The following is a 13,159-nucleotide window of genomic DNA, read 5'->3' on the forward strand; positions in this document are numbered from 1 at the left end:
AGGAGGTAGAAATGAAAAAAATAATTCATTGGTTGGATGAGAATCTGGAAGAATGTATTCTTACATTCTTTCTGATTGGCATGACATTCATTATGGGAATACAGGTTTTTTGCCGTTATGCACTTACCATGTCACTGTCCTGGTCCGAAGAATTGACGCGATATTTGTTTATATGGAGCGGGTTTATCAGCGTTAGCTACTGCAGCAAAAAATGTCTGTCCATTAAGATAGAGCAGTTTGTTGCAATGTTTCCCCGGCGTGGAAAAGCGATTTTTAAGGTGGTCAACCACACCTTTGAACTCATATTTTTTATATATATGATTCCTTTTGCATATTCTTATATGATGTCTGCCGTGGCAAGTGGTCAGGTCTCACCTGCCTGTTCGATACCGATGTATTACATTCAGGCGGCGCCTTTTGTGTCTTTTATATTAGTCGCGTTCCGCATCCTGCAGCGCTGGGTGATTGAATTCCGTGTTGCAAGAGGTGAGAATGTATATGACCCGGCACATCCTGAAAGAAATACTCCGGAATCATATATCAAGGCAAATACAGATATTACTCAGAGTTCTGCGGCATATTCTGCCGATAATGGCTCTGCCGGTCATAGAGAAGCCCAAGGAAAGGAGGATGCGTAGATGCCTGCAGTTATATTATTTATCATCTTTGCGGTTGGACTGGTTATCGCCATTCCGGTATCCATTACGCTTGGAATTACTTCAGTTCTTCCATCGGTTTGCGATCCTTCTTTTACAGTAGGCGCAAAATACCTGATCCGTGCGATGTTTGGTGGTCTGGATTCTTTTCCGTTACTGGCAGTTCCGATGTTTGTTTTATCCGGAATCATCATGGCAAAAGGCGGAATTTCCAGAAAACTATTTGATGTTTTTGCATATTTTCTTGGAAACCGAACTGCCGGTATGCCTTGTGCGGTTGTTGTAACCTGTCTCTTTTACGGTGCAATCTCCGGATCTGCACCCGCTACCGTTGCTGCTGTAGGAAGTATGACGATTCCTATTTTGACGAGTCTGGGCTATGATCTTACTTTTACGACTTCTCTCGTTGCAGTGGCTGGCGGTCTGGGAGTGATTATTCCACCAAGCATTCCGTTTATTATGTATGGAATGGCATCCGGCTCGTCAGTGAGTGATCTGTTTCTGGCAGGGATTATTCCAGGGCTTATGATCGGTGGACTTCTGATGCTTTATACGATTTTCTATTGCAGACGGAATGGTGAGGATAAAGAGAAAATCCGTGCAGAAGTGAAAAAATTACATGACAAAGGCCTGTTAAAGGTATTAAAGGAGAGTTTTTTCTCGATTCTTAGTCCGGTCATTATCCTTGGATGTATATACAGTGGTATTGCGTCTCCAACAGAGGCGGCGGTCATCTCCGTATTTTATGCACTGTTTATCAGTATGGTTTTCTATAAAAGTATTCGTGTAAAAGACATTTGGAATATTCTTGTGGAAGCAGTGAAAACATTCACGCCGATTCTTTTTATTCTGGCAACTTCTACGGCTTTTTCAAGAGTCTTGACACTGATGCAGGTTCCACAGACAGTCAGTGGATTTATCAGCAGTAATTTCCATAATCCTGTTATAATTCTTTTGGTTATTAATTTGTTCCTGCTGATTGTTGGTATGATTATGGATACAACACCAGCCATTCTGATTCTGACGCCGATTCTTCTTCCTATTGTAACGAATATGGGGATGGATCCGGTTCAATTTGGTGCGCTTATGGTTGTGAACCTTGCCATTGGATTTGTTACTCCTCCGATAGGAGTCAACCTTTTTGTAGCCAGCTCATTAACCGATGTGCCTGTTACGTTGATCGCCAGGAAGTCAATGCCTATGATTGCTTACTTCTTAGTTGTGTTGCTTCTGATTACATTCGTTCCGGCGATTTCTCTGGCATTGGTATAGGAGGGGATGAAACATGAAGTTTAATGAGATAAAAATACGTTTTGTATCTGCCGTACTTGTTATGGCAATGTTTTCTGCATTGGCTTTTACAGGATGCGCCAGTTCTGATGAAACAGAGGTACAGCGTTATGCATGGCCACTGGCTACTGCAAGTCCGGAGGATACGGTGACTCAGATTTTCTCTGAGAAATTTGCGGAGGAAGTATCACGGCTTAGTGATGGGAAGATGAAGATCCAGGTATACCCTAATTCTACACTTGGAAGTGACAGGGATCTTTTGGAAACATGTGCAGACGGTGACATTCCCTTTATTGTACAAAATACTGCTCCTCAGGTGGCATTCATGCCTGATCTTGCAGTTTTTGATCTTCCCTGCGTATTCGATTCACTCGATAGTTGCCGGGAAACGCTGGATGATCCGGAATTTTATGATCTGATCAGTGAAGTCTATACGGAAGGCGGATATCATCTTCTGGGAATGGCGGATCAGGGATTCCGTGTGATGAGCACAAACAAAGCGGTGCATGATTTTACAGATTTTAAGGGACAGAAGATTCGGACAATGGAGAACAGTTATCATTTGGAATTCTGGAAAAATCTTGGTGCTAATCCGACTCCGATGAGTTTCAGCGAAGTCTATATTGGTCTTCAGCAGCACACCATTGATGCACAGGAAAATCCATATGAGGTCATCGTCTCTAACAAACTCTATGAACAGCAGGATTATATTGTGGAAACCAATCATCTGCCACATCTTATCTCTTTGATTGTGAATGATGAATTTTTTAAGAATCTTTCTGAGGAAGAAAGGACGGTTATGACAGAAGCCGCTGAGATTGCGACCGAATATGCCAGGGAACAGTCCGATCAGAGAATTGCAGACCGGGTGACTGTGATAGAAGAAAGCGGCACTCAGGTCATCACACTTTCTGACGAAGTGAAAGATGATATAATCTCTAATTCACAGAATGTATATGATTCCATCAGAAAAAATGTTTCTAAAGATATTTATAATGCATATCTGGGAATTGAATAATCAAAAGACAAAAGGATTCTGGAAACTAAAACTGGAATCCTTTTTTTGTTGTCACAGCATCCGAAAGAAACTGACTTCTGAATTCTTTTTAGAGTGCATTCACAAAAAGAATATGTTACAATGAAAAAAGTATAGATCAGTGTACGAATCCGAATAATGGAAGGACAGGATGATAAGATGACGAGTCAGGATTGGGAGAAATTCGGTGAAACGATTAAGAATACGGTACAGGATGCGATAGATTCCCAGGATTTTGAAAAATTGAATCAGACTATTACGAATACGATTAACGATGCTGTTGATGGTTTCGCCCAGGGAATGAAGAATGCCGGAAGATCAAGAACAGAATATAAGGATCAGGGAGGCAGGACGGGCAGAAGGCGTGAATATACCGGGCATAATTACAAGCAGCAGCCATATTCTGGTGGATATTATCAGGCGAATCGCCAGGAGGCATATTCTTATGGATGTGATCAGGCGAACCGTTGGCAGAAGAATGAGCATCAGGTAGACCAGAAGAGAAGCCAGCAACAATATCCGGCAGTGTTATACCGTAAGACGAATGGGGTCAGGATATGGGGCGGAATTCTCATGGGCACAGGAGGCGTATGTGGAATTCTCTTTCTTTTGGCTTTTGCTGCGTGGATTGTAGGAAGCGTCTTTGGGATTGGTAATATATCCCACGGTGCGGCAATTGGGCTGACAGTAACAGGCGGACTGAGTGCGGTGAATGGATGGCTTGCGTACTATGGAAGTTCCAGGATGAACAGAGCAGAACGTTTTCAAAGATACGTTGCCGAGATCGGATACCGGGAATACTGTAATGTCAAGGAACTGGCAGAAAAGACTGGGAAAAAGGCGAAATATATCGTCAAAGATCTGGAATATATGATCCGGAAGAAATGGTTTCTACAGGGGCATCTGGATGAGGGAAAGACATGCCTTATGGTGACGGATCGGATGTATCAGCAATATATCGGACTTAAGAATGAGAGGGAACAAAACGAACAGGAAGAAGCGGCAAGGAAGGCGCGCTCATTGGCGCAAGATGCGCAGAATCCGAATCAGGAGGGACAGGCGCAGAATCCGCAAGAAAAGAATCCGCAGGATCAGAAAAGAGAGCAGGCAGAGCGCGAGAAACTTGCGCCGGAAGTCAGAAAGATTGTGGAGGCGGGAGATGCCTACATCCGTAAGATTCATGAATGTAACGATGCAATCCCGGGAGAAGAGATATCAGCGAAGATATCCCGGATGGAACTTCTGGTGGATGGGATCTTCGACCGGGTGGAGCAGAATCCGGAATCTGTAGGAGATATCCGGCGCCTGATGGATTATTATCTTCCGACAACGGTGAAACTTCTGGAAGCCTATCAGGAACTGGATTCTCAGCCGGTTGATACGGAGAATATCCGTTCTTCCAAAGCGGAGATAGAAGCGACTTTGGATACGTTGAATACGGCATTTGAGAAATTACTGGATGATCTGTTCCGGGATACAGCGTGGGATGTATCTTCTGATATCTCCGTGCTGCAGACGATGCTTGCACAGGAAGGGCTGACCGAGGAAGGCTGGAAGAAGTAGGAGAATGTAGAAGAGATACATGTGAAAACAATAAAAGAGAGCATAGAGGAGAATATATTATGAGTGGAGAATTTAAGGAATTTGTAACGACTCCCCAACTGACACTGGAGCCATTCAAGGAAGAACCGAAAGCCGCGGCTGTATCAGAGAAACCGGAAGAGGTTCTTGATGACAGTATTCTGTCAGAAGAAGAGAGGCAGGCGGTGGAAGCTTTCGCCAATCAGATTGATCTGACGAATTCTACCATTATTCTGCAATACGGAGCAGGAACACAGAAGAAGATGGCAGATTTTTCGGAGACAGCGTTAGAGAATGTGAAGACAAAGGATCTGGGAGAAGTGGGAAAACTGCTCTCCGATGTAGTGAAAGAACTGAAAAGTTTTGACGAAGAGGAAGAGAAAGGCTTCTTCGGGATCTTCAAGAAAACCTCCGGCAAATTGCAGGCTATGAAGGCAAAATATGCGAAAGCAGAGACGAATATCAATCAGATCTGTAAGGTGTTGGAGACGCATCAGATACAACTTCTGAAGGACATTGCGCTTCTGGACAAGATGTATGAGTTGAATTTGACATATTTTAAAGAATTATCTATGTATATTATGGCAGGCAAGAAGAAACTTCAGGAAGTAAGGATGACCAGGATTCCGGAACTTCTTGCCAAGGCACAGCAGACTGGACTTGCAGAAGATGCACAGGCGGCAAAGGATCTGGATGCCATGTGTAACCGTTTTGAGAAGAAGATACATGATCTGGAACTGACCAGAACGATTTCCCTTCAGACGGCGCCTCAGATAAGACTGGTACAGAGTAATGATACGCTGATGGTGGAGAAGATACAGTCCACGATTGTGAATACAATTCCGTTGTGGAAGAGTCAGATGGTACTTGCACTTGGTGTGGAACATTCTTCCCAGGCAGCACAGGCACAGCGGGAAGTTACGGATATGACCAATGAACTTCTGCGGAAGAATGCTGAGAAACTTAAGATGGCTACAATTGATACGGCGAAAGAGTCAGAACGTGGTATTGTCGAGATTGAGACGTTGAAGCATACGAATGAATCATTAATTGCGACTCTGGATGAAGTGATGAAGATCCAGCAGGAAGGACGGCAGAAACGTGCTGAGGCAGAGAAAGAGATGCAGCGTCTGGAGCAGGAATTAAAATCAAAATTACTGCAAGTGCAGAGGTAGATTGCATAAATTGTGAATTGAAAAAACTCTTGACAATAACAAGTTAACGTGGTAAAGTTTGGTTAAACTGATGAGGAAGAGCAAGTACTTTTAGTCAAGTGTCTATCAGAGAGTTGCAGATGCTGGAATTGCAGCAGATAATACTAGGAGGAATGGACTTCCGAGGGCGAACTGAAATGGATGGATTTATATGAAGTAAGTAAGCCGGAGAGGGTACTCCGTTAACAAAGTCCGCGTATGATGGTACGCATGAGTGGGTATGATATACCAAGCCGGGTGGCACCGCAGGAGTTGATTAATATTACTCTTGTCCCTGCAATAAGAATTGTATGGGATAAGGGTATTTTTTTATGCAATACCCTATTCCCAGAAGCGAGAAATGAAAGGAGAACAAAACAATGAGTGAACAGAAAATCCCTTACAAAATCTATCTGGAAGAGAGTGAGATGCCAAAACAATGGTACAATGTACGCGCGGATATGACGAATAAGCCGGCACCGCTTTTGAATCCGGGAACTTTACAGCCGATGACGGCAGAGGAATTATCAGGCGTGTTCTGTGAAGAACTGGTGCGCCAGGAGTTAGACAATGACAATCGCTATATCGATATCCCGCAGGAGATTCAGGATTTCTACAAAATGTATCGTCCGGCGCCTCTGGTAAGAGCATACTGTCTGGAAGAGAAATTACAGACACCGGCGAAGATTTATTACAAGTTTGAAGGTAACAACACCAGTGGAAGCCATAAGTTGAATTCCGCAATTGCCCAGGCATATTATGCAAAGAAGCAGGGGCTTAAGGGTGTTACGACAGAGACTGGAGCAGGACAGTGGGGAACAGCGCTTTCCATGGCTTGTTCTTATCTGGATCTGGATTGTAAAGTATTCATGGTAAAATGCTCTTATGAGCAGAAGCCATTCCGTCGTGAAGTAATGCGTACATACGGCGCTAGTGTGACACCTTCGCCATCAACAGAGACAGAAGTGGGAAGAAAGATTCTGGCGGAGCATCCAGGAACCACAGGAAGTCTTGGATGTGCAATCTCTGAAGCAGTAGAAGTTGCAGTAGGTACGGAAGGCTATAGATATGTACTTGGCAGTGTATTGAACCAGGTATTGCTTCACCAGTCCATTATCGGTATGGAGACAAAGATTGCTTTAGATAAATACGGAATTACGCCGGATATCATCATTGGATGTGCAGGCGGTGGCTCGAACCTTGGAGGATTGATTTCTCCATTTATGGGTGAGAAATTAAGAGGAGAGAAGGATTATCACTTTATCGCAGTAGAACCTGCATCCTGCCCAAGTATGACAAGAGGCGTGTATGCATATGATTTCTGTGATACAGGAATGGTATGCCCGCTTGCGAAGATGTATACATTAGGAAGCGGATTCATCCCGTCTCCAAACCATGCAGGTGGATTAAGATATCATGGTATGAGTTCTATTCTGTCACAGTTATATGCAGATGGATATATGGAAGCAAGATCCGTAGAGCAGACAGCAGTATTTGAAGCGGCTGAGCAGTTTGCAAGAGTAGAAGGTATCCTTCCGGCACCGGAAAGCAGCCATGCAATCAGAGTTGCGATTGATGAAGCGATGAAGTGCAAAGAGACTGGCGAGGAGAAGACGATCGTATTTGGTTTGACTGGTACAGGATATTTCGATATGGTGGCCTATGAGAAGTTCCATAATGGAGAGATGAGTGATTATATTCCAACAGATGCGGATCTGCAGGTTGGGTTTGATGGAATTCCGAAGTTTCCAGGGAATATGGAGTAGGAATTTTGGGGCATAATTAGATAGTTGGCGGGAGGACGGCATCTGGAGGAGGTGTCCGGTGACAGGAGACCGACTCCGGTCGTCTACAATCCGTAAGTTCAAAAGAGGTGAAAACGCAGACTGTAAGATGGCTGAGTTTTCGCCTCTTTTGAACTTACGAATTGTTGGAAAATTGTGTATACAATTTGACTATGAGGAGAAGTGAGATATAATAGAAATAGTAGTTTTGGCAGATTGATTATGAAGGGAGAATGGTATTATGGATATTTTGGTTGTAGTGGATATGCAGAATGATTTTATTGATGGGGCGCTTGGGACGAAGGAAGCGGTTACGATAGTGCCGAAGGTTGTGGAGAAGATCCGTAATTTTGAGGGAAGGGTACTTTATACCAGGGATACACATGAGGAGAATTATCTGGAGACTCAGGAAGGGAAGAATCTTCCAGTTGTTCATTGTGTCAGAGGGACGAAGGGATGGGAACTGAATCCGGAGATTGAAGCGGTTCGCAAAGAGGAGCCGATTGATAAGCCGACATTTGGAAGCGCAGCGCTTGGGCAGGTGTTGAAAGCGCAGGACGAAGATCTGAAGAAACAGGGGAAGAAAGGGATTGAATCGGTTACTTTTGTCGGTCTGTGTACGGACATCTGCGTGATATCCAATGCGATGCTTGTGAAGGCATTCCTGCCGGAGGTTCCGGTGATTGTGGACGCGGCGTGCTGTGCCGGAGTGACACCAGAAAGCCATAGGAATGCGTTGGAAGCGATGAAGATGTGTCAGATTATATGTGTGGAATAGAAAGGCATGACAGATTATGGATAAGTTCATCTGGGTAGGGCTGGGAGGTGCCTTGAGAAACTGAAAAAGATAATTACACTGGCGTTGGTGCAGTATAGAATGCAGACGCCAGTGTTATGGAAATGTAGCCTTATGCAGGATAAGTCAACTGTGCATCTGTAATGTTCAGAAGAACGTTATCCAGATATTTTTTTGCAAGGTATCTTGCCATCGGGAGATTCATATCCAGGTAATTGCCGCAGTCTTTGGCGCTTGCACCAGGTACTTCTCCTTCAAAATCAGCAATGAATGTAAACATCTCGGTCATTAACGGGACGATATCCCTGGATTCATACTGACCGGCAAGGAGAAGATAGAAGCCTGTACGGCATCCCATTGGACCAAAGTAGATGGTCTTGTCAGCGTAGGTTTCATGATTCCGCAGGAATGTGGCAGCCAGATGTTCGATGGTATGAACTTCAGCAGTATTCATAACCGGCTCATCATTCGGGCTTGTCATACGGATATCGAAAGTAGTAACAGGATTGCCTGCTACATAGTCGATTCGGGAAACATAGACTCCCGGAACGAGACGCAGATGGTCTATTGTAAAACTTGTGATCTTTTCCATAATTCTTCACAGCTCCTTTTATAATTTACTGATGATACAGTGAGTAGTGATATTATAACACTTTTCTGGTGAATTTACTAATGAAAACTATGAGGAGATGTGATATACTTACAGAGTACGTTAAGGAGGCAGAAGATGAGGCTATATATCGTAAGGCACGGAGAGACGGAATGGAATAAGAAGAGAAGACTTCAGGGTCAGGTGGATATTCCACTGGATGAGTTTGGAAGAACACTGGCAAGGAAGACGGCGAAGGGACTTGCGAAGATTTCTTTTGATGTGTGTTATACCAGTCCTTTATCCAGAGCGAAGGAGACTGCAGAACTGATTCTGGAGGGCAGAGAGATCCCTATTATAGAAGACGGGCGGATTATAGAGATGTCATTCGGTGAGTATGAAGGGAAGAGCTGTTCTAAGGATGGCTGGGAACTTCCGGAGGAATTCCATCGGTTCTTTGATGGACCGGAACGATATACGGCTCCGCCGGAAGGCGAAGATTTTGCTGATGTGAAGAAGAGAACGGGAGAATTCCTGCAGGAATTATATCATAAGAAAGAGTATCAGGATAGTAGTATACTGATTACGACCCATGGTGCCGCGCTGGCAGGTCTTTTGAATAACATGAAAGGCAAGCCCATATCAGAATATTGGGGGCTTGGCGTACATAAGAACTGCGCGGTGACAGAGGTACAGGTAACGAGCGGAATCCCGGAGATTCTGTCAGAGAACGTGGTTTATTATGATGATAAGGTAGAGTCCTGGGATAAGTAATGAAGTAAGAGAAGTACATTACAAAGAATGAATTTTGATGTTAGATGATGATAGGATAAAGAATGCTATAGAAGTCTAATAATAGAAATAATATGGAGGATGAGAAGATGATTGGAGATAAGAAAGTATTATTTAGCGGTATGCAGGCAACAGGTAACCTGACATTGGGGAATTATCTGGGCGCATTGAAGAACTGGGTGACTTTAAGTGATGAGTATGAGTGTTTCTACAGCGTGGTAGATATGCATTCCATTACTGTGAGACAGGACCCGGCAACACTTAGAAAGAGGGCAAGAGCGCTTCTGACTCTGTACATTGCAGCGGGACTTGATCCGGAGAAGAACTGTATCTACTATCAGTCCCATGTATCCGGTCATGCAGAACTGGCATGGATACTGAACTGCTTTACTTATATGGGAGAGTTGAACCGTATGACTCAGTTCAAGGACAAGGCAGCAAAACATGCGGATAATATCAATGCGGGATTATTTACATATCCGGTACTGATGGCGGCAGATATCCTGCTCTATCAGGCAGATGTGGTTCCGGTTGGAAGTGACCAGATGCAGCATCTGGAGATTACAAGAGATATTGCAGAGCGATTCAACAATATCTATGGAAATGTATTTACAATTCCGGAAGCATACATTGGAAAAGTTGGAGCCAGAATCATGAGCCTTCAGGATCCGTCAAAGAAGATGTCCAAGTCTGATGAGAATCCGAATGCCAGCATCTATCTTATGGATGATCCGGATACAATCATTCGTAAATGTAAACGTGCGGTAACGGATTCAGAAGCGCAGATTCTGTATCGTGATGAGCAGCCGGGAGTTAAGAACCTGATCGATATCTATAGTGCATGCACCGGAAAGAAGCCGGAAGATGTGGTGAAGGAATTCGATGGCAAGGGATATGGCGATTTCAAGATGGCAGTAGGAGAAGCAGTCGTTAGCGTTCTGAAGCCACTTCAGGATGAGGTCGCAAGACTTGAGAAAGATAAGGCTTATATTGATGGAATCATTAAGAATAATGCTGAGAAAGCACAGTATTTCTCTAATAAGACTTTAAGAAAAGTACAGAAGAAGATTGGATTCCCGGAGAGAATCCGCTAGTAAGAGAATTTGGTATTTCTGCAGCATGCCAGTAGGAATTGATAGTGGAAATGATAATAAGTATTAAGAAAAGAGGCGTAGAAGATGAATATCCAGACGGCAGGTCAGCAAAAGTATTATGATTTTATCCAGGAACGGGCAAAGAAACTGCAGACAGGAATGATTGTATGGGCAAGCCTGCTGGCGGTGGCTTTCATCTGTCTTTTTTCGAATATTATGCTGGCATTGATACTGGCTGTGGCAGGTGCGTTCCTTGCAGTAACGAATATGAAGTCACAGAAGGAATTAAAGAGCAAATTAGATGGCATCAGAGATCAGGAAGAGTTCTTTCATCAGTTGGCAGATCCGAATCTGACTGAGATTCCGGATTATCATTTGATGATTGCGAAGGACTATGTGCTTGTGGAGCAAAGTGATGTATATGTGTATCAGTTAGAGGATATGGAGAAGGTAGAAGTAGGGTTACAGGGCAATGTGAAGAAGACCCTGTTCCTTACCGATAAACAAGGTGTCCGCCATGAGATTGTATCCTGTGTGAAAGATGACGGGATGCAGAAGAAGTTCGACCAGGTGTATCATGAACTGCGGGCGAGAGTTTCATAGAATGATAGAATTTAAAATGGCAGATTCTCTCTTGGGAATCTGCCATTAGTTTGCTTCGGGTACTTAGTCGTCCTCTTCCTGCTGTACAGTATATGTCTGTCTCTTTCTTGCCATCTCATCGCTTTCCAGATATTCATCGTAGGTAGTGATCTTGTCGATCAATTTGCCGCCCGGAACGATCTCCATGATACGGTTCGCAGTGGTCTGTACGATCTGGTGGTCTCTGGATGAGAATAAGATTACACCAGGGAATTTGATCATACCGTTATTAAGAGCGGTGATGCTTTCCATATCCAAGTGGTTGGTAGGCTCATCAAGGAGCAATACGTTGGCTCCGGAGATCATCATCTTGGATAAGAGGCAGCGTACCTTCTCGCCACCGGAAAGTACATTTACTCTCTTTACTCCATCATCTCCGGAGAAGAGCATACGTCCCAGGAAACCACGTACATAGGTGACGTCCTTTTCTTCAGAATACTGGGTCAGCCACTCAACGATAGTGTAGTCGTTGTCGAATTCGGCGCCGCTGTCCAGAGGGAAATATGCCTGGGAAGTGGTGATTCCCCATTTATAAGTTCCTTCATCCGGCTCCATCTCGCCTGCGAGAATCTGGAACAGGGTAGTTTTGGCAAGTTCATTGCTTCCTACGAAAGCAACTTTGTCATCATGACCCAAAGTAAAAGAGATGTTGTCTAAGACTTTCTCTCCGTCAATTGTCTTGCTTAATCCATCTACGGTAAGAACCTCGTTACCAATCTCGCGGTTAGGACGGAAATCAATATAAGGATACTTACGGCTGGATGGCTGGATATCATCCAACTGGATCTTCTCCAGCGCACGCTTTCTGGAAGTTGCCTGCTTGGACTTGGAAGCGTTGGCGCTGAACCTGGAGATGAACTCCTGAAGTTCTTTGATCTTTTCTTCTTTCTTCTTATTTGCTTCCTTCATCTGACGGATCAATAACTGGCTGGACTCATACCAGAAGTCATAGTTACCAGCGTAAAGTTTGATCTTGCCGTAGTCGATGTCTGCAATCTGTGTACAGACTTTATTCAGGAAGTAGCGGTCATGGGATACTACGATAACCGTATTGTCGAAGTTAATCAGGAATTCTTCCAGCCATGCAATCGCATCCAGATCTAAGTGGTTGGTAGGCTCATCCAAAAGAAGAATGTCCGGATTGCCAAAAAGCGCTTGAGCAAGAAGCACCTTGACTTTTTCTGGTCCATTTAAGTTCTGCATGATCTCATAGTGCATCTCAGTCGGGATGCCAAGACCATTCAGAAGTGTTGCAGCATCGGATTCTGCTTCCCATCCGTTCATAGCGGCGAATTCTGCTTCCAATTCGCTGGCTTTGATTCCATCTTCATCGGTAAAGTCTTCTTTGGCGTAGATGACTTCTTTTTCTTTCATAATCTCATAGAGACGTGCATTTCCCATCATGACCGTGTCAAGAACAGGGTATTCGTCGTATTTAAAGTGATCCTGCTGAAGGAAAGAGAGACGCTCGCCGGGGGTAATGATAACCTCGCCTTTGCTTGGCTCTAACTGACCGGAAAGAATCTTAAGGAATGTAGACTTTCCGGCACCGTTGGCACCGATCAGACCGTAGCAGTTTCCTTCGGTGAATTTGATATTGACGTCTTCAAACAGGGCTTTTTTTCCAACACGTAGTGTTACATTGCTTGTACTAATCATAGCAGTTACATACTCCTTCTTGTTTGAAAATGATTCATATTTATATA

General features: G+C 44.0%; 13 protein-coding genes. 11 read left to right on the forward strand and 2 right to left on the reverse strand.

Going from position 1 to position 13,159, the window contains the following annotated elements; genetic code table 11:
- Positions 1-11 precede the first annotated feature (11 nt).
- The 8 genes from ACQRBN_RS07020 to ACQRBN_RS07055 all read left to right on the forward strand — a co-directional run bounded on the left by ACQRBN_RS07020 (position 12) and on the right by ACQRBN_RS07055 (position 8,318).
- Positions 12-638, forward strand: a complete 627-nt coding sequence (locus tag ACQRBN_RS07020; protein ID WP_427738281.1) for a TRAP transporter small permease — start codon at positions 12-14, stop codon at positions 636-638.
- Entirely contained in the window at positions 639-1,928 is a 1,290-nt protein-coding gene (locus ACQRBN_RS07025) for a TRAP transporter large permease (protein WP_427738282.1), read from the forward strand.
- Between the two features lie 61 nt (positions 1,929-1,989).
- Positions 1,990-2,964, forward strand: a complete 975-nt coding sequence (locus tag ACQRBN_RS07030; RefSeq protein WP_427738349.1) for a TRAP transporter substrate-binding protein — start codon at positions 1,990-1,992, stop codon at positions 2,962-2,964.
- A gap of 177 nt (positions 2,965-3,141) precedes the next feature.
- Positions 3,142-4,545, forward strand: coding sequence for a 5-bromo-4-chloroindolyl phosphate hydrolysis family protein (locus ACQRBN_RS07035; protein WP_427738283.1), 1,404 nt, complete (start codon positions 3,142-3,144; stop codon positions 4,543-4,545).
- Positions 4,546-4,604: 59 nt separating this feature from the next.
- Entirely contained in the window at positions 4,605-5,738 is a 1,134-nt protein-coding gene (locus ACQRBN_RS07040; protein WP_427738284.1) for a toxic anion resistance protein, read from the forward strand.
- Between the two features lie 398 nt (positions 5,739-6,136).
- Positions 6,137-7,522, forward strand: a complete 1,386-nt coding sequence (locus ACQRBN_RS07045) for a TrpB-like pyridoxal phosphate-dependent enzyme (protein WP_427738285.1) — start codon at positions 6,137-6,139, stop codon at positions 7,520-7,522.
- Positions 7,523-7,580: 58 nt separating this feature from the next.
- A complete protein-coding gene (locus ACQRBN_RS07050; RefSeq protein WP_427738286.1) occupies positions 7,581-7,727 on the forward strand; it encodes a hypothetical protein in 147 nt (48 codons plus the stop codon).
- Positions 7,728-7,781: 54 nt separating this feature from the next.
- Complete coding sequence (locus ACQRBN_RS07055; protein ID WP_427738287.1) at positions 7,782-8,318, forward strand: cysteine hydrolase family protein; 537 nt, start codon at positions 7,782-7,784, stop codon at positions 8,316-8,318.
- A gap of 130 nt (positions 8,319-8,448) precedes the next feature.
- On the opposite strand, the gene ACQRBN_RS07060 is transcribed toward ACQRBN_RS07055, so the two are convergent.
- A complete protein-coding gene (locus tag ACQRBN_RS07060) occupies positions 8,449-8,928 on the reverse strand; it encodes an S-ribosylhomocysteine lyase (protein WP_427738288.1) in 480 nt (159 codons plus the stop codon).
- A 135-nt stretch (positions 8,929-9,063) separates the two neighbouring features.
- Between ACQRBN_RS07060 and ACQRBN_RS07065 the strand changes: the two genes are divergently transcribed.
- The 3 genes from ACQRBN_RS07065 to ACQRBN_RS07075 all read left to right on the forward strand — a co-directional run bounded on the left by ACQRBN_RS07065 (position 9,064) and on the right by ACQRBN_RS07075 (position 11,414).
- Positions 9,064-9,699, forward strand: a complete 636-nt coding sequence (locus ACQRBN_RS07065; protein WP_427738289.1) for a histidine phosphatase family protein — start codon at positions 9,064-9,066, stop codon at positions 9,697-9,699.
- A 107-nt stretch (positions 9,700-9,806) separates the two neighbouring features.
- Positions 9,807-10,811 carry a tryptophan--tRNA ligase gene (trpS, locus tag ACQRBN_RS07070; RefSeq protein ID WP_427738290.1) on the forward strand — a complete coding sequence of 335 codons (1,005 nt, stop codon included), beginning with the start codon at positions 9,807-9,809 and terminating at the stop codon, positions 10,809-10,811.
- Positions 10,812-10,895: 84 nt separating this feature from the next.
- Positions 10,896-11,414 carry a hypothetical protein gene (locus ACQRBN_RS07075; RefSeq protein ID WP_427738291.1) on the forward strand — a complete coding sequence of 173 codons (519 nt, stop codon included), beginning with the start codon at positions 10,896-10,898 and terminating at the stop codon, positions 11,412-11,414.
- Between the two features lie 63 nt (positions 11,415-11,477).
- Here the strand turns inward: ACQRBN_RS07075 and ACQRBN_RS07080 are convergent, their stop codons facing one another.
- Complete coding sequence (locus tag ACQRBN_RS07080; RefSeq protein WP_427738292.1) at positions 11,478-13,112, reverse strand: ABC-F family ATP-binding cassette domain-containing protein; 1,635 nt, start codon at positions 13,110-13,112, stop codon at positions 11,478-11,480.
- Positions 13,113-13,159: the final 47 nt, after the last annotated feature.

It is taken from the genome of Bariatricus sp. SGI.154, assembly GCF_050313795.1.
In the GTDB taxonomy this organism is placed as follows: Bacteria; Bacillota; Clostridia; order Lachnospirales; family Lachnospiraceae; genus CAMBRQ01.

Coding starts and splice junctions, on each gene's coding strand:
- ACQRBN_RS07020 (WP_427738281.1), top strand. CDS start 12: ATGAAAAAAATAATTCATTGGTTGGATGAGAATCTGGAAGAATGTATT.
- ACQRBN_RS07065 (WP_427738289.1), top strand. CDS start 9,064: ATGAGGCTATATATCGTAAGGCACGGAGAGACGGAATGGAATAAGAAG.
- ACQRBN_RS07025 (WP_427738282.1), top strand. CDS start 639: ATGCCTGCAGTTATATTATTTATCATCTTTGCGGTTGGACTGGTTATC.
- trpS (WP_427738290.1), top strand. CDS start 9,807: ATGATTGGAGATAAGAAAGTATTATTTAGCGGTATGCAGGCAACAGGT.
- ACQRBN_RS07080 (WP_427738292.1), bottom strand. CDS start 13,112: ATGATTAGTACAAGCAATGTAACACTACGTGTTGGAAAAAAAGCCCTG.
- ACQRBN_RS07035 (WP_427738283.1), top strand. CDS start 3,142: ATGACGAGTCAGGATTGGGAGAAATTCGGTGAAACGATTAAGAATACG.
- ACQRBN_RS07045 (WP_427738285.1), top strand. CDS start 6,137: ATGAGTGAACAGAAAATCCCTTACAAAATCTATCTGGAAGAGAGTGAG.
- ACQRBN_RS07075 (WP_427738291.1), top strand. CDS start 10,896: ATGAATATCCAGACGGCAGGTCAGCAAAAGTATTATGATTTTATCCAG.
- ACQRBN_RS07060 (WP_427738288.1), bottom strand. CDS start 8,928: ATGGAAAAGATCACAAGTTTTACAATAGACCATCTGCGTCTCGTTCCG.
- ACQRBN_RS07055 (WP_427738287.1), top strand. CDS start 7,782: ATGGATATTTTGGTTGTAGTGGATATGCAGAATGATTTTATTGATGGG.
- ACQRBN_RS07030 (WP_427738349.1), top strand. CDS start 1,990: ATGGCAATGTTTTCTGCATTGGCTTTTACAGGATGCGCCAGTTCTGAT.
- ACQRBN_RS07040 (WP_427738284.1), top strand. CDS start 4,605: ATGAGTGGAGAATTTAAGGAATTTGTAACGACTCCCCAACTGACACTG.